Source organism: Pseudomonas sp. GL_117, assembly GCF_057835125.1.
This window is the reverse complement of sequence record NZ_CM174418.1, coordinates 2203382-2225354: the sequence shown is the minus strand read 5'-3', so window position 1 is coordinate 2225354 and position 21973 is coordinate 2203382. Positions and strand designations below refer to the sequence as shown.

Genomic DNA, 21973 nt, shown 5'->3' with positions numbered 1-21973 from the left:
CGCTGGAGTGCGCAGCGCTCCCACTCTTTTTTGGGGCCGCTACGCAGCCCGGCGCGAGCAAGCTCGCTCACTACCGGGCAAAATTCAATTGAACGTTTAAATAATAAAGATCGAGAAAGATCGGCCGATAGCCTGATTCACTGTGTTTTAAGGTTAAGGATGCTCCTCGATGTCCCTCAGACAGCTGTCCATTCAATGGAAAATCACCCTGCTCGCCGGCCTTTGCCTGCTGGGAATCGTGACCCTGCTGGTGGGTCTGTCGCTGTATCGCATGGAGCAGAGTTCGCTGCAGGTCAAGGCGTCCAGCATGCAGATGCTCGACGAAGCGGCCCAGGCGCGCATCGAGGCCCAGGGTGAAGGGCAGGCACTGGGCATCCGTCGCCAGTTCATGGACGCCTATCAATACGGCCACGGCTTTTCGCGCCAGGTGCTGTTCTTGCGTGAACAGGCAGAAAAGCGCTTCCTCGACGCCTTCGACACCCGCGAAGACCTGACCCGCCAGGTCAAGGCCGCATTGCAGGCCAACCCGGACCTGCTCGGCCTGTCCCTGGTGTTCGAAGCCAACGCGCTGGATGGCAAGGACGAACTGTTCGCCAACCAGGCCGAGCTGGGCAGTAACGACAAGGGCCGCTTCGCCTTGTACTGGTCGCAGCCAACCCCCGGCAAACTGGAGTCGATGGCCCTGCCGGAAAGCGATATGACCGACACCAGCATCGGCCCCAGCGGGGAAAAAGCCAACGCCTGGTTCACCTGCCCGCGCACCACCCTCAAGCCGTGTGTGATCGAGCCCTACTTCTATGTGATCAACGGACAAAACGTGCTGATGACCAGCATCGTGTTCCCGCTGATGGTCAACGGTAAAGTCGTCGCCTCGCTGTCGGTGGACATCAACCTCAACAGCCTGCAGGCCGTGAGCCAGCAGGCCAGCCGCAAGCTGTATGACGGCCAGACCCAGGTCAGCATCCTCAGCGCCACCGGCCTGCTCGCCGGCTACAGCCCGGATGCGAGCAAGCTCAGCCAGCGCCTGGATCAGGTCGATAACGCCAGCGGCGCGCAACTGATCGGTTTCTTGGCCAGCGGCACGCAGATCCGCAGCCTGCGCACCGACCACCAACTCAAGGTGCTGGCACCCTTCGCGCCGATCCCCGATGGCAAATCGTGGGGGGTGTTGCTGGATGTGCCGGAAAAAGTCCTGGTCGCTCCCGCCGAAGCGTTGAAAACGCAGCTGGATGCCGACAATGCCAGGGGCACCTTGCTGGAGCTGGGCCTGGGCTTGTTGGCAGCGGTCGTCGGCCTGATCCTGGTGTGGCTGATGGCCCGCAGCGTGACCCGGCCGATCCTCGGCGTGGCGCACATGCTTGAAGACATCGCCAGCGGCGAAGGCGACCTGACCCGTCGCCTGGCCTACGACAAACAGGACGAACTCGGCCAACTGGCTGGCTGGTTCAACCGTTTCCTCGACAAACTGCAACCGATCATTGCCGAAGTGAAACGCTCGGTGCAGGACGCCCGTGGCACCGCTGACCAATCCGCCGCGATTGCAACGCAAACCAGCGCCGGCATGGAGCAGCAGTATCGCCAGGTCGACCAAGTGGCCACCGCTTCCCACGAAATGAGCGCCACCGCCCAGGACGTCGCCCGCAGCGCGGCCCAAGCGGCGCAGGCGGCACGCGACGCCGACCAGGCCACCCGTGACGGCCTGACCGTGATCGACCGCACCACCACCAACATTGGCAACCTGGCGGCCGACATGAGCACCGCCATGGCCCAGGTCGAAGGCTTGGCCGCCAACAGCGAGAAAATCGGTTCGGTGCTCGAAGTGATTCGCGGTATTGCCGAGCAGACCAACCTGCTCGCACTCAACGCCGCGATTGAAGCCGCCCGCGCCGGTGAGGCCGGCCGTGGTTTTGCGGTGGTGGCCGACGAAGTGCGCAACCTGGCACGCCGTACCCAGGAATCGGTGGAAGAAACCCGCCTGGTGATCGAACACCTGCAAAGCGGCACCGAGGAAGTGGTGGGGTCCATGGGCAACAGCTATCGCCAGGCCCAGGGCAGCGTCGAACAGGTCGGCCAGGCCGTCACCGCCCTGCGCCAGATCGGCGAGGCGGTCACGGTGATCAGCGACATGAACCTGCAAATCGCCAGCGCCGCCGAAGAGCAAAGCGCGGTGGCTGAAGAGATCAACAACAACGTCGCGACGATTCGCGATGTGACCGAGTCGCTGTCGGAACAGGCCAACGAATCGGCGCGGGTCAGCCAGGCATTGAACAGCCTGGCGAATCAGCAGCAGGGCTTGATGGATCAGTTCCGGGTCTGAAGACTGGAGCAACACCACTGCGGGAGCTGGCTTGCCAGCTCCCCCATTTTTAACCGCGTCAGCGCTTGGGCAGTTCGATCAACACTTTGAGCCCGCCCAACTCGCTTTCCTGCAACTGCAACACCCCCCCCCAGACCTCGACGATATCCCGCACGATCCCCAACCCAAGGCCATGTCCATCGATTTGTTCGTCCAGGCGCGCGCCACGGCTGAACACCTGGTCACGCTGGATTTCGGGGATGCCGGGGCCATCATCGTCCACCGCCAGCCAGAAACTGTGCGCTGTTTCGCTGACGGTCAAACGCACATCGGCATCTGCCCATTTGCAGGCGTTGTCCAGCAGGTTGCCCAACAGCTCCAGCAAGTCGGCACGGTCCCACGGCAGGTGCAGGCCGGGCGCTGCGTGGTAGCTCAGGTCCAGGTGGTCGCCGTGGATCATGGTCAAGGTGGCCAGCAGGTTCGGCAATTCCTGATCACAGTCGAACAAAGCGCCAGGCAGGGTTTCACCGGCCAGGCGGGCACGATTGAGTTCGCGGTTGAGGCGCTGCTGCACCTGTTCCAACTGCTCGCGCAGGAGTTTGCCGAGTTCAGGGTGATCCTTGAGCGCCTCGCTGGAAGCCGCACTCAGCAACACCGCCAGCGGGGTTTTCAGGGCATGACCAAGGTTGCCCAGGGCATTGCGCGAACGTTTGAGACTGTCCTCGGTGTGCGCCAGCAAGTGGTTGATCTGCGCCACCAGCGGCTCCAGCTCCTGTGGCACCTGGGTGTCGAGCTGCGAGCGCTGGCCCTGTTGCAACTGGGCGATCTGGTTGCGCGCGGTTTCCAGCGGGCGCAAGGCGCGACGCACCGTGACCCGTTGCAGGATCAGCACCAACAGCAAGGCGGCCAGGCCCAGTACCAGACCGATCTGACGCATCAGGCGAAAGCTTTCGCGCACCGGCGTGTAGTCCTGAGCCACGCTGATGGAAATCGACTGGCCGAAGCGCTTGTAGTCCTCACGCAACACCAGCAGTTGCTGGCCTTCCGGTCCCAGTTGCAGGTTGCCCTTGAGCCCGGCCTCGGGCAGGTGCGGCAGGTCCTGGTCCCACAAAGAGCGCGAGCGCCAGTGTTTGTCGGCAAAATCAATGCGGAAATAGTGCCCGGAAAACGGCCGCTGATAGGCCGGCGACACGCGCTTCTCATGCAACTCCAAACCGTCCGGGCCACGTACCAGCGCGACCAGCAGGCTTTCACTGTCATTACGCAGCCCCGATTCCAGGTAGCGCTGCAGACCCGCTTCGAACAGCCACAGACTGGTTTGCGCCAACGCGATGCCGACGATCACCATCACACTGACCAACCCCAGGCTCAGGCGCCGCTGGATCGACCTCATGCAGGGGTGGCGCCAAAGCGGTAACCCTGGCCGCGCCGGGTTTCGATCACGCTGCGGCCCAACTTGCGGCGCAGGTGGTTGACGTGGACTTCGAGCACGTTCGAGTCGCGCTCGGTTTCGCCGTCATAGAGATGCTCGGCCAGGTGGCTTTTCGACAGGATCTGTTCGGGGTGCAACATGAAGTAGCGCAGCAGGCGGAATTCGGCGGCGGTCAGTTGAATCTCCGCGCCATCGCGCAGCACGCACTGGCGCCCTTCGTCCAGGTGCAGGCCGGCGGCTTGCAAGGTGGGTTGGTTGGCGTGGCCGTGGGCGCGGCGCAACAGCGCCTGGATGCGCAAGTACAGTTCTTCCGGGTGAAAGGGTTTACTCAGGTAGTCGTCGGCACCGGCCTTGAGCCCTTCGATGCGCTCGGCCCAGGAATCGCGGGCGGTAAGGATCAGCACCGGGATGGACAGGGCGGCTGCACGCCATTGTGCCAGCACCTCGAGCCCCGGCAGGCCAGGCAGACCGAGGTCGAGGATAATCAGGTCATAGGGCTCGCTGCGGCCTTGATACGCTGCGTCGCGGCCATCAGCCAGCCAGTCGACGGCATACCCCTGGCGCTGCAGGCCAGCCAGTAACTCGTCGGCCAGCGGGACGTTGTCTTCCACCAGAAGCAGGCGCATCAGTCTTCCTCGTCTTTGATCAGCACACCCGTGCTGGCGTCCAGCTTGATCTCGCGCACCACGCCCGCCGCGGTGACCAGTTCCACTTCATAGGCGTACTGGCCGTGCTTTTTCTCAAGCTCGGCCTCCAGCAAACGCGAGCCGGGGTGACGCGCCATGGCTTGTTGCAGCAACTGCTCCAGCGGCAGGATCACCCCTTGCTGGCGCAGTGCCAAGGCTTCGTCCTGATCCAGGTCGCGGGCCGTCAGGCTTGAGCAAAAAACCAGCAGGGCCAGCGCAACTGCACTGCCGGCGCGTCGATATACCTTCATTACGTTTCCTGATGATTCTTGAGGACATGCCCGGTCAGCGCGTCCAATTCAACGTCCCATTCAATGCCGTTGGGGTCTTGCAGCTCGACCTGGTAGAGGTACCTGCCGTATTCCTCGTCCAGGTCGGTGTCGAGCACGGTTGAACCGGGATGCAGCGCCAAGGCCGTGGCCTCCAACTGGTCGAAGGCGACAATAGTAACAGTGCCGGGCAATTTCAGCGGTTTGTCGGGGTCCACTGCACCCGCCTGTGCCGCCACGACGGCGGTGATAGCGGCGACCAGCACTGTAAGGCGCTTCATAGGGAGTCTCCGTTTCAAGGTGTTTTCCTACGCCGGCCACCCTACCTGCAGCAACTTAACTGAAACTGAATTGCCACCATGGCAATTGCCGACAAGCCTCTTTACCCATCATCGTGCGAGATTTCCTATACTGCCCCGCTCGCTTCAACAGAGACCGGTATGACAGCCATCCACATCAAGTTTCCCGCCCTGACCCTCAAGGCCGGTAAGCGGGCCTTTACGCGTATTCGTGAACAAGGCCTCAAGCCGGCTGACGTCGGCATCCTGCCTGGCGCAGCCGGTGGGCCCAAGGCGCTGGGTATCCAGGGCCTGGACCTGGCGCTGTTTGGCGATTGGCTGGCGCGGGCGCCCCGCGAACGAGCGCTGATCGGCGCGTCGATCGGCTCCTGGCGGTTTGCCAGCGCCTGCCTGCCCGACCCGGTGCAAGGCCTGCTCGACCTCGGCCGCTTGTACAACGAGCAGCGTTTCGCCAAGGGCGTGACCATGGCCGAAGTCAGCCAGAGCTGCCAGCGCATGCTCGACGACCTGCTGGCCGGGCGCGATGCACGGGTGCTGGACAACCCGGACTACCGCCTGAACATCATGGTGGTCAAGAGCCACGGCCTGCTCGCCGATGACCACCGCGGGCGCCTCGGGCTGGGCCTGTCGTCGGTGATCGCCGATAACCTGCGCGGCCGTGCGCGGTTGTCGCGGCATTTCGAGCGGTTGATCATCCATGACCCGCGCCAGGCGCCCCCCGTGCATCCGCTGCAGGATTTCCCGTCGCGCTTCCTGGCCCTGGAACTCGGCAACCTGCGCCAGGCCCTGCTTGCCTCCGGCTCGATCCCCATGGTCATGCAAGGCGTGCGCGACCTGCCCGGTGCCGGCGCCGGCACCTACCGCGACGGCGGCCTGCTGGACTACCACCTCGACCTGCCCTACCACGGCGACGACATCGTGCTGTACCCGCACTTCACCGACCGGGTCATCCCCGGCTGGTTCGACAAAGGCCTGCCATGGCGGCGCAGCAACCCAGCCGGCTTGCAGGACGTGTTGCTGCTCGCCCCGTCCAGGGACTACCTGGCCCGCCTGCCCCACGGCAAGCTGCCGGACCGCAGCGACTTCAAGCGCTTCATGGGCGATGACGCGAGCCGCAACAAATACTGGCAAACCGCGATGAGCGAGAGCCGGCGGTTGGGGGATGAATTTCTGACGCTGGCCGATAACGACCAATTGGGCGAGCACCTGCAGGCCCTTTGACCCAGCGGTATGCGCGGCGGTGGGTCAAGCTGTTAAACTCGCCGCCTGCCAGATACCTGACCGAGCTGAAAATACTGTGGAAATCTTCAAAGAGTTTACCTTCGAATCCGCCCACCGCCTGCCGCACGTACCGGACGGCCACAAATGCGGGCGCCTGCACGGGCATTCGTTCAAGGTGGCGATCCACCTGAGCGGCGACCTGGACCCCCATACCGGCTGGATTCGCGACTTCTCGGAGATCAAGGCGATTTTCAAGCCGCTCTACGAACGCCTCGACCACAACTACCTCAACGACATCCCCGGCCTGGAAAACCCGACCAGCGAAGTGCTGGCCAAGTGGATCTGGAACGAGCTCAAACCCCTGCTGCCGGAACTCAGTGCAATTCGCATCCATGAGACGTGCACCAGCGGTTGCATCTATCGCGGCGAATAAACCGCCCGTACGAAAAACCACCCCAGCGGTGGTTTTTTTATGCCTGGCTCCCTTACAGTCATGGCTTCCCGCCGCTCAAAAGGAACTTGCCCATGCACATCATCAACGCCCGCCTGCGCAACCGTGAAGGCCTGCATGATCTGCACCTGGAACAGGGCCGGATTGCCAGCATCACCCCACAGACCACGCCACCGCCGTTGCAGGCCGACGACCTGGATGCCGCCGGCAACCTGGTGATCCCGCCCTTCGTCGAGCCGCACATCCACCTCGACGCCACCCTCACCGCCGGCGAACCGCGCTGGAACATGAGCGGCACGCTGTTCGAGGGCATCGAGTGCTGGGGCGAGCGCAAAGCCAGCATCACCTTTGAAGACACCAAGACCCGCGCCAAGCAAACCATCCAGGCCCTCGCCGCCCACGGCATCCAGCATGTGCGTACCCACGTCGACGTCACCGACCCGGACCTCACCGCGCTTAAGGCCATGCTCGAAGTACGCGCGCAAAGTGCGCACCTGATCGACCTGCAAATCGTCGCGTTTCCCCAGGAAGGCATCGAGTCCTACCGCAACGGCCGCGAACTGATGGAAGAAGCCATCCGCCTGGGCGCCGATGTGGTTGGCGGCATCCCGCACTTTGAATACACCCGCGACCAGGGCGTGAGCTCGGTCAAATTCCTGATGGACCTGGCCGAGCGCAGCGGTTGCCTGGTGGACGTGCATTGCGACGAAACCGACGACCCGCACTCGCGTTTTCTCGAAGTGCTCGCCGAAGAGGCCCGCAGCCGTGGCATGGGCGCTCGCGTCACGGCCAGCCACACCACCGCCATGGGCTCCTACGACAACGCCTACTGCGCCAAGCTGTTTCGCTTGCTGGGGCACTCCGGGATCAACTTCGTCTCCTGTCCGACCGAGAGCATCCACTTGCAAGGCCGCTTCGACAGTTTCCCCAAACGCCGGGGCGTCACCCGCGTCAACGAGTTGCTCGAAGCCGGCATGAACGTGTGTTTCGGCCAGGACTCCATCGTCGACCCCTGGTATCCGCTGGGCAACGGCAACATCCTGCGCGTGCTGGAGGCCGGGTTGCATATCTGCCACATGCTCGGCTACAGCAACCTGCAAAGCGCCCTCGACCTGGTGACCGATAACAGCGCCAAGGCCATGGCCCTGGGCGACCGCTACGGTCTGGAGCCGGGTCGCCCGGCCAACCTGCTGGTGCTCTCGGCGGACAGCGACTATGAAGTGATTCGCAGCCAGGGACTGCCGCTGTATTCAATCCGCCACGGCAAGGTGTTGATGAAACGTCAGCCGGCGCAGGTGGAGTTTTTGCTCAGCTGATTTGCCGCCGGGCGGTGCCGAACAGGCTGACACTGCGCAGCGTCTCGGCCTGCACCTGCAAGCGCACCGGCGCCGTACCGCCCGGCATCACCACCGCGACCTCCCCCGCCGCGACCCAACCCGCCCGCCACGCCGCGCAGGCCACTGCGCTGGCGCTGGTGCCGGACGACGCCGTAGGGCCCTCTCCACGTTCAAACACCCGCGCGAACACACGGTTGGCGCAGTCCCGCGCAGCCCATTGCAAATTGACTCCGGCCGCACAGGGCTGGCCGCGGCCAACCGGCGGCGCAAAGGCAATTGCCTGCAGCGCTTCGAACAACCCGGGCTGCTGCATCTGTGCGTTGTCGGGCAACGCCGAAAGGTGTTCGACCAGCGTCACGCAATGGGGGTTGCCCACCCGCACAAACTGACTGTGCGCCCACTGCGGGTTGATCGCCGCCAGTGCGCTCACGTGGCTGGGTTCAGCAGCGCCGACGCCCGTCGCCCCCACGGCCGACGGCCCGAACGCAGGCTGGCCCAATGCGAGCCAGAACCCGCTCACCTGGGCATACACCGCCGGTTCCACCCAGGTGCTCAACGGCGAGGCGCCAGCCGGTTGGTCGTGATGCACACGTAACTCGCTGGCCTCGGTCATCATGCCTTGGTCCGTCAGGGCCTGGGCAAAGATGGTCAGCCCGTTGCCGCTGCGCTCGGCCAGGGTGCCGTCGGTGTTGACGATCAATAGGTCAAACGGCGGCGCAGCCTGGAACGGCCCCACCAACAGGCCATCGCAGCGGTGGGCCTTGGCCTGCGGCGGGCGCGGGGTTGATCCCCAGCCGCATTCGGCCGCGACCGCCGCCAGCGCCCAGGCCTGGCGGTGATGCGCCGCCACGACGGCAGTGTCGGGAACCGCTATCCCCTGGCGGCGCAAGGCAGCCGGGCTGACCACCCCATAAATATTGCCCCGCGCATCGTAGAACTGAGTCATACCCACGTCCGCCAGGATTGTTTCATTGGCTCATCCATCCACTTGCCCACACACAGGGTCGGCAGCGTATTACAGAACCTTCCATCTGTGGGAGGATGTCGCGCCGGACACCGTTCGTTGAACGCAAAACCAAGGATTTTTCATGACTGCCATCCCCACCTCAGCACCCGTGGTTCCCGGGCGACTGGAGCAAATGTCGACCCGCATCGCGTTTTTCATCGCCGGTTTCGGCATCGCCGCCTGGGCACCGCTGGTGCCGTATGCCAAGGCCCGCGCCGGACTCGATGAAGGCACGCTCGGCCTGTTGCTGTTGTGCCTGGGGGTGGGCTCGATCATCGCCATGCCAGTGGCCGGCCTGCTCGCCTCGCGTTTCGGCTGTCGGCGCGTGCTCTGCGCCGGCACGCTGCTGATCTGCCTGGCCCTGCCGATGCTGGCGACGGTCAGTTCGATTCCCTTGTTGATCGCCGCGCTGTTTCTGTTCGGTGCCGGGTTGGGCACGGTGGACTCCACGGTCAACCTGCAAGCGGTGATCGTTGAGCGCGCCAGCGGCAAAACCATGATGTCGGGATTTCACGGCTTGTTCAGTCTGGGTGGGATTGTCGGTGCGGCAGGTGTTTCGGGGTTGCTCGGGCTGGGCTTGTCGCCGTTGCAGGCAATCCTGGTGGTGGTCGTGATCACGTTGGCGGCGCTGCTCAAGGCCGCCCCGCACTTGCTGCCTTACGGCAGTGAAAGTTCAGGCCCGGCGTTTGCGATTCCCCATGGCGTGGTGCTGTTTATCGGCTGCCTGTGTTTTGTCGTGTTTCTTGCCGAGGGCGCGGTGCTGGACTGGAGCGCTGTGTTCCTGAGCGGCGAACGCGGCCTCGACGAAGCCTATGCGGGTCTTGGTTACGCGGCATTTGCCCTGACCATGACGGCCGGGCGTTTGACCGGTGATGCGATCGTGCGTCGACTTGGGCCTACCCAGGTGATCGTGGCCGGTGGTTCGCTAGCGGCCGCCGGTATGTTCCTCGCCACCTTATCGACGGCCTGGGAAGTGTCGCTGCTGGGTTATGCCCTTATCGGCGCAGGCTGTTCCAACATCGTGCCGGTCCTCTACACCGCGGTGGGTAAACAAAAGGTGATGCCCGAACACATTGCCGTGCCCGCCATTACCACGCTGGGGTATGCCGGGATACTCGCCGGGCCTGCTGTGATTGGCTTCATCGCCCATGGCAGCAGCCTGGCCATCGCCTTCCTGCTGATCGGCGGGTTGCTGGCAGCAGTCGCGGCCAGCGGCAAGATATTGCGGGTGTAGCCATGAGCTTTTTGTGCCAGACAAAGAGCTCATGAGCCCGTCAGGGCATCATTTGCCCTTCTCTTTCTTGTCGTTTTCCAGCCAGCGATCAAGGCTGTAGTTTTTCAGCCAACCGTCACTGTTATGGCTGCCGAAAATGCTGGTGCCGTTGGCTTTATTGCTGTCCAGGGACGCCAGCAAGCCTGGCCGCTCGACCAGGTTCTTGGCCATGTACACCTGCGGCGGACTGTATTTTTTCATCGCAAACCCGGTGTCCGGATCCCGCACCAATGCGCCTTTCTCGTCGGTCAAGTTGGGGTCCTTGCTCATTTCAATGATTTTGTCGGTCTTCACGTAGCGGTGTTTTTCGAAGAAGAAACTGCGGTCTTCCGAGCGATCGCGCAGCTCGTCAAACATGCCCCTGAACGCCTCGACCACCTGCGCATCGGTTTTCGCATGGAACGGGTCGGCACTTTTCGTATTGTTGGGGTTGGTGTTGCCAAGCAGGGTGCTGGCCGCCTTGGAGAGGCTTGAAGGCGTGATTTTTCCGCCTTTGCCCAGGATCGCATCGTTCAGGCGCGGGCGGTTGATGATCTCGTTGGCCAGCATGATCGTGCGTTCGGAAACGGTGCTTAGGTTCGGGTCCTCATCAGCGATTTTCTTCAGTCCCGCCTGGTCCAAGCTCCCGTCCTTGGTGAATTTGTCGAGCAATGAAAAGCTGTTGCTCAACGCCGTGGCCAGCAGGTGGTCATCTGAACTGACATACGGGTTACCCGCCTTCATGCCGCCGTAAAGATTCTGAGCATCGAAATGCGGGTTGTTTAATTGCATCAGCGGACTACCGGTAAAACCCGACATTACCGGACGCTGCCCCACGCCCTGAGGAGCGTAACCCGAGGCTGACGCCTGTGCGTTCGCACCCGGCGTGTTGGCCCGCGCAGCCCCCGAATTCAGCTGGTCTAACGAAGGTAGCAGCCTGAAGCCAGGTTGATTGATCCCGTTACTCATATTTCACTCCACATGATTTGGACGACGTCGCCCGCTCCCCGAATCCTCAATCAGCAAAATGCTCCGATTGAGGATGCAGGTCTGGCGCAAGTTGTGTGGCGTTGCAAAACCGATGGTTCCGGCAAAGCGCAACTCTGCACCCGGACAACCTTGAACATTTGTAACCGCCTGGGCTTCAGTCCTCCTGAAGCGATGATTACCCTCGAAGGGACAACTTGCTCCAGAAGCTCGAAAGTCTTGAAAACAATGGATCGCCGACCGGCGTATCGCTGAGCATGTGAGCGCCTCTGTCAAAGTCCGCAGCCGTCGGCGCCTTGAAGCTGCATTTGGGTGAAGAGGTAAGGTTGAGACTCGGCTGCTGCGCGCTTTGGCAGGGTGCCTCAGGCAACGCAGTCATCAGCGCGGTGACTGAGCTTGGGCAGTGACGAGAGGCAGAGGATGTCGAGTTCATGGGTCCGATCCTGATCCAGTAGATAAAGACTCCCACAGGCCGTCAACCACCAGTGGGTGTCTTCTTCGTGGCAAATCTGCGTAAACGGTTCCCCATATGCAGTGCCGGATTTAACCGAGCAAAGCCAACAGTCTTCGCAGTTCTTCGCGCGAAATCTTGTTATCGCGCTGCGAGCCAAACACGTTGTCCATCAAGTCCTTGACGTCCGAACGGCCCATCACGGCCTTGGCCAACTGGATGGGATAGTCCTTTTGGGGGATGCCCGTCAGGGGTTTATTGGCGAGTGCCTGCAGGTGGTTGAGATTGATGTCGCGGTTCCACCAGCCACCTTTCAACGCATCGAAATTGCGGAGCACCTCCTCAACGAGTTGTTTGTTGTCCAACCGCTTCAACGGGTTATCGGAATGCACGAAATTTCTGACGTCGGCCTTGGAAAAGCTATCGTTTGTCGCCCCGGTGGAGCGGTCCCGATCCAGGGCTTCCATCAGTCCAGGACGACGCTGCAACTCCCTGGCCAGTTTGATATTGGCGTCGGTCCGGGGATTGCCGGTCAGCTCCTGCCTGGCAATTTCCCCCAGGCTCTGGCGCGTGACTTCACGTGAAGGCCAGGGGCCCTTGAACGCATTGAAGTTATCCAGAAGCATCTGCGCCAGTTGTTCATCGCTACGCCTGGAATAGTGAGGGTCCGGTAGCGTCGGGTTTGGACGCGGAGGCGGGCCAGGTTGCGCAATTGGCCGGTAGGGAGGACGGTGATAGTAGCCAGCAACTTTTCCCTGTGGCGTATCACCAAACATCGGGCCGGACAGATATTGCGGTTGCGCAAAGCCCACACGCGCCGAGTATTGTGGAGGTAGCGACCGGGCAGGGAATGCCGCCTGTGGGTCAGCCTGGGTGGGACTCGGCAAGATGTGCCCGGTGGTCGAGGTGGACGCGGATGTTGACATTGGGATCTCCAGTTCGTTTTCAAGCGGCTCGCCTGACTGCGCCAGGCTCAATAGTGGAATCAGCGCGAGCAAGCCTCACCTATGTGGCTGGACACCTGAGGTCAGTTCCGCCTAGACACCGAAAACTGCTCGCTACTGGTAGGAAGATCCTCTGGGGGAAACGGGAAAATACAACATGAAACGTAAATCGCCGTGCCTCCCCAGATAGGAAACACGGCGACAGTGGTCGTTATACCGGATCAGAATCCAACGCTGGCCTGCACAAAAAACGTACGCGGTTCGCCCAGGTACAGCCCGGCGTTGTTGTCGCTGGAGCGCGTGTAGTGCAACTGGTCGAAGAGGTTTTTCACACCCACGCCCAGTTTCAGGTTCGACAGTTGCGCGCCGAAGTCATAACCACTGCGCACGTTGACCGAGACATAGCCGGGAATCTCGCCGTACTGGCCGTCGGCAGTGCCCTGGGTGATGTAGGTGGTGCCGGTGCCCGGCGCACGTTGGCCGGACTGGGCGTAGACGTCCAGATTGTGGGTCCAGTGGTTGACGTCATAACGCAGGCCCAGGGTCGCCACTTCACGGGAGTACAACGGCAGGTCACGGCCTTTGAAGGCAACGTCGCCTTGCGCTGTAGCCTTGGTGTAGGTGAAGCCGGCGTTGGCGGTCAGGCCATCCAGACGCGCATCCAGGTTCGACAGGTCGTAGTGGGCCGAAGCTTCGATGCCGCTGTGTTTGGTTGCGCCGAGGTTGGTCCAGCCCACGGCATTGCTGACGTATTGCAGCTCATCCGAGAAATCGATGTAGAACAGCGTCACTTCGCCGCCCCACACACTGTCGTTGTAGCGCGTGCCCACTTCGTAGGTCTTGGCCTTCTCCGGGTTCAGGCCACTGGCGGTCTGATCGCCCGTACCGCCCTGCCCCAGCTGGAAATACTGCAGGCTGCCGAAGGACGTTTCGTAGTTGGCGAACAGTTTCCACGCATCGGACACGTGGTACATCACGCTCAACGCCGGCAACGGTTCGTTGTTGTGGACCTCACGGCGTTTTTCCAGGGTACGCGCGCCGGTCAACGGGATCACCGGGCGGTCGTGCCATTCGGTGCGGATGTCTTCGAAGCGGATACCGGGGGTAATGGTCCACTTGCCGATGTCGATCTTGTTATCGACGTAGAAGGCGTTGGCCTCGGTGCCGCCAGTGCGGTCCTGGTAGACGTGACCGTCGCTGCGCCCGCCGGGGGTGGGCACGTTGTTGACCAGATTGAGGCTGGTGGCCTGCTCGTGCATGCCTTCCTTGAGGTAGCGATAGCCGACGCTGACTTCCTGGGTGCTCGGGCCCACGTCAAACACATGGCTCACACGGGGCTCGATGCCAAAGGTGTAATAGGTGCGCGGGTACGAGCCGAGGGTGAGCAAGTCGCGGTTGGCGATGTTGCTGCCACGGAAGCTGTCGGAGTAGTAGGTCAGCACTTCAGCCTGGGTGCGGTCGTCGATCTGTCGGATGTACTTGAAGGACACATCCTTGCGACGCCCGGTGAAATTGTCCCAGTCGCGTACCGACTGATACGGGTTGGCGTCGAATTGCTTCTGGGTCAAGCCGCCGGGCATGTCGGCCGTGGCGTCGTAGTAGTGGAAGTTGAGTGAGAAGTCGTCGCTATCGGTCGGCGCCCAGTGGGTCTTGAGGATCACGTCGTTGATGTCATTGGCGTTGTTGCTGCTGCGATAGCCGTCCCCCTTGACCCCGGAATACAGCAGCGCCGCACCGATGCCGTTGTCTGCGGTGCCGCCGACAAAGGCGTTTTCCAGGTGTTTCCAGCCGCCGTGGGCCGAGGTTTGCAGGGTGGTGCCGACTTCACCGGAGAACTTCTCCGGAATGGCACGGGTGACAAAGTTGATCACGCCACCGACGTTTTGCGGCCCATAACGCACGGAACCGGCGCCGCGCACCACGTCGATGCTGTCCAGGTTGCCGGCGGAGATCGGCGCCATCGACAGTTGCGGCTGGCCATACGGGGCGAAGGCGGCCGGTACGCCGTCGATCAACACCGTGGAGCGTGGCGACAGGCGCGAAGTCAGACCCCGTACGCCGACGTTGAGGGAAATATCGCTGCCGCCGGTGCCGTTGGACTCCTGCACCTGCACGCCCGGGACCCGGCGCAACACGTCACCGACGTTCATCGCGCCCTGCTCCACCATGGCCTCGCGGCGAATCACGGTGCGTGCGCCGGGGTGGTTCTGCACCACTTCGGCGTTGGCATCGCCCAGCCAGTCGCCGACCACCTTGATGTCGGTGGTACCCAGTTCCAGGGGCGAACCGGCTTCACCGGCACCGCTGCCCAGCGGACGCAAGGTCACGGAACCGGCGTCGATCTGATAGTCCAGGCCACTGCCTTGCAGCAATCGACGCAGGGCTTGTTCCGGCGAAAGGTTGCCATCCACCGCCGGGGCTTGCTTGCCGGCGACCATGTCGGGGCTGAAGAACACTTGCAGGGAGGTCTGCTGGCCCAACTGGCTCAGCGCTGCACCCAGCGGTTGGGCCTGGATATGGAGGGTGTCGGCAGCATACGCCGAGGTGCTGACAGCCATGGCCAGGGCCAGTGGCGCCCAGCGGGAGATTTTATTGTGGTGGCGGGCAAGTTTTTTCACGTCGAATCGGGTCCTGTGATCGCAAGCGAGTGCGGCCGTTAATGCAAACCAGTTGCAGTTGCAGGAGGAGACGACGAACGCGAAAAAAACCTGACTGTCAGCGCGAAATAATTTCCTGGCTGCCGTCCGGCAAGGCGCGCACGGCCACCGGCAGAATGTGCGGCAGGGCCTTGAGCAAGGCGTCGGTGTCGTTGGCGTTGAACACGCTGGTCAGGCGCAGGTCGCTCACCGCCGCCGAACCGACCCGCACTGGCTGCTGGCGATAACGCGACACTTCCCGTGCCACGTCACCCAAGGTGGCGTTGTTGAACACCAGTTTGCCGCGGCGCCATGCGGTCAGTTCTGCGGCGTTCACCGCGTAGGCCGGCACCACATTGCCCTGGCTGTCGATGTGCGTGCCACGGCCCGCCGTCAGCGTGACGCTTGCATCCGCCGCCCGCCCTTGCACCTTGACCGTCCCGGCCTCGACCGCCACGCGGGTGCTGTCGTCATCGCGGCGCACATCAAAGCGCGTGCCGGTCACCGTGACCTGCCCGGCCCCGGCGGCGACCACAAACGGGCGAGTGGTGTCGTGCTCGACATTGAACATCGCCTCGCCCCGCTTGAGCACCACGCCGCGCCTGCCCTTTTCGAACTGCACCGCGACCACGCTGCGGCTGTTCAACTCCATCACCGAACCGTCGGGCAGCGTCACCTGGCGCTGTTCACCGAGCCGCGTGCTGAATTCAGCGCTGTAGGGTTTTGGTTGAAGGATGCTGAACACGCCCAGGCCAACGGCAACCGCCACCACACTGGCCGCGACCGCGTAACGCAACACGGCGCGCCGCTTGGGGCGCTCAGCCGGTGCATCGCACAACGCGCGCAAACGCGCCGCCGGCAACAGGTCGGTGGCGCTCCACAGGCCTTGCAGCACATCGAATTCGTATTGGTGGTCGGGATGCTCATGGCGCCACGCCTCGAACTGCTGGCGCTCGGCGGCCCCCAGTTCGGCGTCTTGCAGGCGCACAAACCATTGCGCAGCCTCGTCTCGGGCACGGTTATCCATCATGGAAGATCCTTGGTTCATGGGGCCAGCGCGTCCAAGCGGTCACGCAGATGCCGCAGGGTGCGGATCATATACTTTTCCACCATGTTCTTGGACAACCCCAGGCGTTCGGCGATTTCCTGCTGGGTGAGGCCTTCGATTTTCTGCCATATGAAAATCCTGCGGCAGTTGAGCGGCAACTCGGCCAGCGCCCGCTCGATGGAATCCGCCAACTGGATCGCGTGCATGACGTGCTCCGGGTCACCACTGTGCGGCGAACGCAGGTCGAAGGTCTCCAGCGCCAGCGCCTCGCGCCGGTCTTCACGACGATGGGCGTCCACCGCAATGTTGCGTGCGGTTTGGTGCAGATAGGCGCGCGGCTGCTCAACCTCGGTGGACCGTGCCTCAAGCACCCGCACAAACGTGTCATGGGCCAGGTCTTCGGCCTGCTGGCGGTTTCTCAGGCGGCGCGTCCAGGTGCCGATCAACTCTTCGTAATACTCGAAAAAGCCTGTTCTGCGGGGCGGCTGGGGCATCATCGCGGAGGCACTGGGGAGGCGGGGCGTGAATAGTAATGCTTCCTATTAAGTCGGGCAATTGCTTCCCGTCGTGTCAGCGCAGTTCGAAGCGTTGTTCAATGACCTCCCGAGAATCCAAGCCTATCTGCAGCCTGAACTCGCCAGGCTCGGCGACGTGTCGCAAGTGAACGTCGTAGAACTTCAGGTCATCTTCACCCACGGTGAACTCGATTCGTCGACGCTCACCGGCTTTGAGCATGACCTTCTGGAAACCCTTGAGCTCCTTGACCGGACGGCTGACGGATGCCACCGGATCACGGATATACAACTGGACCACGGTTTCGCCATCGCGCTCACCCGCATTGGCCAGCGTGACACCCACCCGCAGAGACTGACCTCGGTGCAACACTGCGCTGGACAACTGCAAGTCTGACAGTGCGAAGCGGGTGTAGCTCAAGCCGAAGCCGAAGGGAAACAGCGGCCCCTCCTGCTCATCAATATATTGGCTCATGTACTTGTTCGGCTGATCGGGGATGAAGGGGTGGCCCGTGTTGAGGTGGTTGTAATAAACCGGGACCTGGCCCACCGAACGGGGAAACGTCATGGGCAGCTTTCCCGAAGGGTTGTAACCGCCAAACAAGACATCAGCGATAGCGTTACCGCCTTCCATCCCGCTGAACCAGGTTTCCAGCAGCGCATCGGCCTGCCCTTGCACTTGGGTCAATGTCAAAGGCCGACCGTTCACCAACACCACCACCAGCGTTTTACCCAAGGCTCTCAATGCAGTGAGCAGGCGCTGCTGGCTATCTTCAAGGTCAAGGCGCGTTCGGCTGATGGCCTCATCGCTGAAATTCCACGCCTCCCCCACCACTGCCACGATGACATCGGCTTGGCGTGCCACCGCCATCGCCTCGTCCAGCAGCGCTTCAGGCGATCGGGGATCAAGGTCCAAGGGCGAGCTATAACGTGCCAATCGATCAGACAACGCCCTGTCGTCTGTGACATTGGCGCCCTTGGCATACAGCAGCGTGGCCTTGCCTTCCACCGCACGCATCATGCCCTCACGGATGCTCACAACTCTTTGTGCTGCGCAATCGCCACAATAGCTCCCGAGCAAATCACGGCGGCTGTTGGCGAGTGGGCCTACCAGCGCGATACGACCGTGCTTGCTCAACGGCAGGGTGTGCTGGCGATTCTTCAACAACACCAGGGTCCTGCGCGCCACATCCCGCGCCGCCGCCCTTTGCAACCGGCGCTCGATGGGTTCCGGAGGCAATCGGGAGAGGTTGCGATAGGGGTCTTCGAACAGCCCCATCTCGTACTTCATCCCGAGCACGCGACGAACCGCCTCGTCCAGGACCGCAACACTCACTGCTCCCGATTTGACGAGGGCGGGCAACTGGCGAACATAGGCCTCGTCACTCAACTCCATGTCGAGGCCCGAGAGAATCGCCAATGAAGCCGCGTGGCGCTGATCAATCGCCACACCGTGCGTAATCAGGCCAGTCACGGCATTGGAGTCACTCAGGGTGACGCCGGCAAACCCCCACTCATGGCGCAGCACATCCCTGATAAGCCAGGGGTTGGCGGTTGAAGGAACGCCGTTGATTGTGTTGAACGCAAGCATCGCGACCTGCGCGCCGGCCTCGACAGCCGCGCGGTATGGCGGGAAATAGTACTGATACATCTGTGCCCGGCTCATATCGACACTGTTGTAGTCCTTGCCGCCCTCCACAGCCCCATACAGGGCCACATGCTTGACGCCGGCCATGATGCTGCCCGCCGCGCGAACGTTGCCGCCCTGATACGCGTTGATCAGGACCCGAGCAATGCGCGACACCAAATAGGGGTCCTCGCCGTACCCCTCCGACACCCTGCCCCAGCGAGGATCGCGGGAGATGTCCAGCATTGGGCCGTAGGTCAGGTGCACACCATCGGCGCTCGCTTCCTGCGCGCTGATCCGCCCCATCAGCGCCAATGCCTGCATGTCCCAACTGGCCGCCAACGCCAGGCTGACCGGAAACACGGTGTGCAAGCCATGGATAACATCCGTGCTGAAAAACAGCGGGATTTTCAATCGGCTGCGCTCAACGGCCATTTGCTGCAACGCGTGCCCATAGGGCGCAGGCGGAACTACGGCCACCCCGCCAATCAGTCCGCCGGCCAGGTGTTCCCGGACGCGCGCATCCGGCGCCACAGGGTCGAGATAGACGATGTCGAGTTGCCCGACTTTCTCGGCAACCGTCATTTTGCTCATCAGCTGATTGATGAACGCGGCTTTATCCAAGGGTGCCTGCGCCACAGCAACCGCGCTACCAAGACTCGCCAGCAACCCGACAACCCAGTGCATGTTCACGCGCTCATCCCCTGACCCCTTGCAAGCCGGTAGCCTCACCTCGGGAGCGAAAGACGTCTACTGTCAGAAATGACAGTTCCTTGCGCCTGCGGCGCTGCGCCCCGTCGAATCCCACGCTGAACTTACACGCGGCCCCGCCAGTCAGCTGACTGAACCCTCTGACAGTGGTGGTTGGTCCATGCACCTCTCGCTCCAGCAACAAGTCGCCCTCATCACTGGCGCCAGTTCCGGCATCGGCGCAGGCGCCGCCAAGGCCCTGGCCGACGCCGGCGCGGCCGTGGTGCTCAATTACAACGCCCAGGCCGCCCCTGCTGAAGCGCTCGCCGCACAGATCAACGCCAACGGCGGCCGGGCGCTTGCCATCGGCGGGGACGTGTCAAAAGAGGCCGATGTGGAACGCCTGTTCGCTCAGACGCTCGACGCCTTCGGCCACTTGGACATTCTTGTCGCCAACTCCGGCCTGCAAAAAGACGCCAACCTGGTCGATATGAGCCTCGACGACTGGAACACAGTGATCGGCGTCAACCTCACCGGCCAGTTCCTCTGTGCCCGCGCGGCCGTGCGTATCTTCAATCGCCAGGGCGTGCGCGAAGGCGTGTCGCGGGCGGCGGGAAAAATCATTCATATGAGCTCGGTACACCAGTTGATCCCTTGGGCCGGCCATGTGAATTACGCCGCCTCCAAAGGCGGTGTCGAGATGTTGATGCGCACCCTCGCCCAGGAAGTCAGCGCGCAGCGCATCCGTATCAACGGCATTGCGCCGGGGGCGATCCGCACGCCAATCAACCGGGCGGCCACCGAAGGCGCGGCAGAAAAGGAACTGCTGAAACTGATTCCCTACGGCCGGGTCGGCGACGTCGAAGACGTGGCCAACGCCGTGGTCTGGCTGGCCAGCGATGCCTCCGACTATGTCGTCGGCAGCACCCTGTTCATCGACGGCGGCATGAGCCTTTATCCGGAGTTTCGTGGCAATGGTTGAGCTAAAGAACGAACCCCAAAGCGCCATCGACGCCCACGGCATCATTGGCGACATGCGCAGCGCGGCACTGGTCAACGACACAGGCAGCGTCGACTTCTTCTGTTGGCCGGAATTCGACAGCCCGTCGATCTTCTGCGCCCTGCTCGACAGCCCCGAAGCGGGCATTTTCCAGCTCACCCCGGACCTGCCAGACGCGCGCCGCGAACAGATCTACCTGCCCGACACCAACGTGCTGCAAACCCGCTGGCTCAGCGACGAAGCCGTGGTGGAGATCACCGACCTGCTGGCGATCAGTGATGACCTCGATGACCTGCCGCTGCTGATCCGCCGGGTGCGGGTGATCAGCGGCACGGCCGACATCCACCTGCGCTGCGCAGTGCGCCACGACTACGCGCGCGCGCCGACCCGCGCCAGCCTCGACAACCACAGTGTGTACTTCAACGCCGATGGCCAGCCCGGCCTGCGTTTGTCCAGCAGCCAAGCCTTGCACATCAAGGATGGCGCGGCGGTTGCGCGCTTCACCCTGAACCAGGACGAAGGCGCCGAATTCGTCCTCGGTGGCCAGGATGATGAGCGGGTGGACAGCGCTTGCACCGACCTCGCCCTCGCCCACACCCTGACGTTCTGGCGCAGCTGGATCGCCCAATCGAACTACCGTGGACGCTGGCGCGAAATGGTCAATCGCTCGGCCCTGGCCTTGAAGCTTTTGACCTCGCGCAAACACGGCGCGATCATCGCCGCCGCCACCTTCGGCCTGCCGGAAAGCCCCGGCGGCGAGCGCAACTGGGACTATCGCTACACCTGGATCCGCGACGCTTCATTCACCGTCTATGCCTTCATACGCCTGGGTTTTGTCGAGGAAGCCAACGCCTACATGCGCTGGCTCAAGGGGCGGGTCAGTGACTGCTGCGGGCAGCCAACCAAACTCAACATCCTCTACGGCATCGACGGCCGCCAGGAGCTGCCGGAAACCGCGCTACCCCACTTCAAAGGCCACGGCGGCGCCACGCCGGTGCGCATCGGCAACGGCGCGGTCGGGCAGATCCAGTTGGACATCTATGGCGAACTGATGGACGCGGTGTACCTGGTCAACAAATACGGCGAAGCCATCTCCCATGACGGCTGGAAACACACGGTGGAAGTCGCCGACCAGGTCTGCGATATCTGGAACACCAAAGACGTGGGCATCTGGGAAATGCGCGGCGAGCAGCATCACTTCCTGCACTCGCGGCTGATGTGCTGGGTGGCGCTGGACCGCGCAATCCGTCTCGCCTCCAAGCGCTCGCTGCCAGCACCGTTCGCCCGTTGGGACCAGACACGCCAGGCGATCTACGCCGACATCTGGAGCAACTTCTGGAACGAGGAGCGTGGGCATTTTGTGCAGCATATCGGCAGCACGGCGCTCGACGGCTCGATGCTGCTGATGCCGCTGGTGCGTTTCGTCGCGGCCACCGACCCACGCTGGCTGTCGACGCTGGAAGCGATCCAGAAAAGCCTGGTACGCGACGGCATGGTCTATCGCTATCGCAACGACGACAACCCAATCGACGGCCTGCAAGGCACCGAAGGTGCATTTACCGCGTGCTCGTTCTGGTACGTCGAATGCCTGGCCCGCGCCGGGCAAGTGGAAAAGGCCCACCTGGAATTCGAACAACTGCTGCGCTATGCCAACCCACTGGGTCTGTACGCCGAAGAGTTCGACAACCAGGCCCGCCACCTGGGCAACACGCCCCAGGCCTTGAGCCACCTGGCGTTGATCAGCGCGGCGACGTTCCTGGACCGCAAGCTCAGCGGAGAGAAGACGACCTGGCAACCCTGAGGCACAATGACCGCCCCACCCCGGCTAC

Annotated in this window: 17 protein-coding genes and 2 pseudogenes; 8 read left to right on the top strand and 11 right to left on the bottom strand. The window is 62.6% G+C overall.

What is annotated here, in order from left to right; genetic code table 11:
- Positions 1-169: 169 nt before the first annotated feature.
- Together AC3ISR_RS10120 and AC3ISR_RS10115 are read left to right on the top strand one after the other, a co-directional pair.
- A pseudogene (locus AC3ISR_RS10120) lies at positions 170-1459 on the top strand (methyl-accepting chemotaxis protein); the annotation flags it as partial.
- A gap of 348 nt (positions 1460-1807) precedes the next feature.
- Positions 1808-2317, top strand: a pseudogene (locus AC3ISR_RS10115) (methyl-accepting chemotaxis protein); the annotation flags it as partial.
- A gap of 58 nt (positions 2318-2375) precedes the next feature.
- On the opposite strand, the gene AC3ISR_RS10110 reads toward AC3ISR_RS10115, so the two are convergent.
- The 4 genes from AC3ISR_RS10110 to AC3ISR_RS10095 are packed head-to-tail and all read right to left on the bottom strand — an operon-like array spanning position 2376 to position 4964.
- Complete coding sequence (locus tag AC3ISR_RS10110) at positions 2376-3689, bottom strand: sensor histidine kinase (RefSeq protein WP_192300328.1); 1314 nt, start codon at positions 3687-3689, stop codon at positions 2376-2378.
- Positions 3686-4354, bottom strand: a complete 669-nt coding sequence (locus tag AC3ISR_RS10105; RefSeq protein ID WP_192300327.1) for a response regulator transcription factor — start codon at positions 4352-4354, stop codon at positions 3686-3688. The genes AC3ISR_RS10110 and AC3ISR_RS10105 overlap by 4 nt, the downstream gene beginning before the upstream one ends.
- On the bottom strand, positions 4354-4665 hold the full coding sequence (locus AC3ISR_RS10100; protein WP_192300326.1) for a PepSY domain-containing protein: 312 nt from the start codon (positions 4663-4665) through the stop codon (positions 4354-4356). The genes AC3ISR_RS10105 and AC3ISR_RS10100 overlap by 1 nt, the downstream gene beginning before the upstream one ends.
- Positions 4665-4964, bottom strand: a complete 300-nt coding sequence (locus AC3ISR_RS10095; protein WP_192300325.1) for a PepSY domain-containing protein — start codon at positions 4962-4964, stop codon at positions 4665-4667. Before AC3ISR_RS10095 ends, AC3ISR_RS10100 begins: the two co-directional genes overlap by 1 nt.
- 159 nt (positions 4965-5123) lie before the next feature.
- Here AC3ISR_RS10095 and AC3ISR_RS10090 point away from each other — a divergent pair, with 159 nt between their 5' ends.
- The 3 genes from AC3ISR_RS10090 (at position 5124) to codA (ending at position 7970) form a co-directional block, all read left to right on the top strand.
- Complete coding sequence (locus AC3ISR_RS10090; protein ID WP_192300324.1) at positions 5124-6203, top strand: patatin-like phospholipase domain-containing protein; 1080 nt, start codon at positions 5124-5126, stop codon at positions 6201-6203.
- A gap of 76 nt (positions 6204-6279) precedes the next feature.
- Positions 6280-6636 carry a 6-carboxytetrahydropterin synthase QueD gene (queD, locus tag AC3ISR_RS10085; RefSeq protein ID WP_003173033.1) on the top strand — a complete coding sequence of 119 codons (357 nt, stop codon included), beginning with the start codon at positions 6280-6282 and terminating at the stop codon, positions 6634-6636.
- Positions 6637-6728: 92 nt separating this feature from the next.
- A complete protein-coding gene (gene codA, locus AC3ISR_RS10080; protein ID WP_192300323.1) occupies positions 6729-7970 on the top strand; it encodes a cytosine deaminase in 1242 nt (413 codons plus the stop codon).
- Here the strand turns inward: codA and AC3ISR_RS10075 are convergent.
- Positions 7963-8937 (bottom strand): diaminopimelate epimerase, encoded by a 975-nt coding sequence (locus tag AC3ISR_RS10075; RefSeq protein WP_192300322.1) that lies wholly within the window; start codon positions 8935-8937, stop codon positions 7963-7965. The genes codA and AC3ISR_RS10075 overlap by 8 nt on opposite strands.
- Positions 8938-9079: 142 nt before the next feature.
- Between AC3ISR_RS10075 and AC3ISR_RS10070 the strand changes: the two genes are divergently transcribed.
- Complete coding sequence (locus AC3ISR_RS10070; RefSeq protein WP_192300321.1) at positions 9080-10231, top strand: MFS transporter; 1152 nt, start codon at positions 9080-9082, stop codon at positions 10229-10231.
- Between the two features lie 48 nt (positions 10232-10279).
- Here AC3ISR_RS10070 and AC3ISR_RS10065 read toward each other — a convergent pair whose 3' ends face one another.
- The 6 genes from AC3ISR_RS10065 to bglX form a co-directional block, all read right to left on the bottom strand.
- Positions 10280-11218 (bottom strand): hypothetical protein, encoded by a 939-nt coding sequence (locus AC3ISR_RS10065; protein ID WP_225595661.1) that lies wholly within the window; start codon positions 11216-11218, stop codon positions 10280-10282.
- Positions 11219-11779: 561 nt separating this feature from the next.
- Complete coding sequence (locus AC3ISR_RS10060) at positions 11780-12685, bottom strand: hypothetical protein (protein ID WP_225595660.1); 906 nt, start codon at positions 12683-12685, stop codon at positions 11780-11782.
- Between the two features lie 167 nt (positions 12686-12852).
- A complete protein-coding gene (locus AC3ISR_RS10055) occupies positions 12853-15249 on the bottom strand; it encodes a TonB-dependent siderophore receptor (protein ID WP_192300320.1) in 2397 nt (798 codons plus the stop codon).
- Positions 15250-15346: 97 nt separating this feature from the next.
- Positions 15347-16297, bottom strand: coding sequence for a FecR family protein (locus AC3ISR_RS10050; RefSeq protein WP_192300319.1), 951 nt, complete (start codon positions 16295-16297; stop codon positions 15347-15349).
- A 14-nt stretch (positions 16298-16311) separates the two neighbouring features.
- Positions 16312-16812: a sigma-70 family RNA polymerase sigma factor gene (locus AC3ISR_RS10045; protein ID WP_192300318.1), complete on the bottom strand. Its 501-nt coding sequence runs from the start codon at positions 16810-16812 to the stop codon at positions 16312-16314.
- A gap of 73 nt (positions 16813-16885) precedes the next feature.
- The gene (bglX, locus tag AC3ISR_RS10040) at positions 16886-19141 is read right to left on the bottom strand and encodes a beta-glucosidase BglX (protein WP_463984871.1); all 2256 of its coding nucleotides are present in this window, start codon (positions 19139-19141) and stop codon (positions 16886-16888) included.
- Between the two features lie 184 nt (positions 19142-19325).
- Between bglX and AC3ISR_RS10035 the strand changes: the two genes are divergently transcribed.
- Positions 19326-20126, top strand: coding sequence for a glucose 1-dehydrogenase (locus AC3ISR_RS10035; protein ID WP_226456159.1), 801 nt, complete (start codon positions 19326-19328; stop codon positions 20124-20126).
- The gene (locus AC3ISR_RS10030) at positions 20119-21945 is read left to right on the top strand and encodes a glycoside hydrolase family 15 protein (protein WP_463984872.1); all 1827 of its coding nucleotides are present in this window, start codon (positions 20119-20121) and stop codon (positions 21943-21945) included. The genes AC3ISR_RS10035 and AC3ISR_RS10030 overlap by 8 nt, the downstream gene beginning before the upstream one ends.
- Positions 21946-21973: the final 28 nt, after the last annotated feature.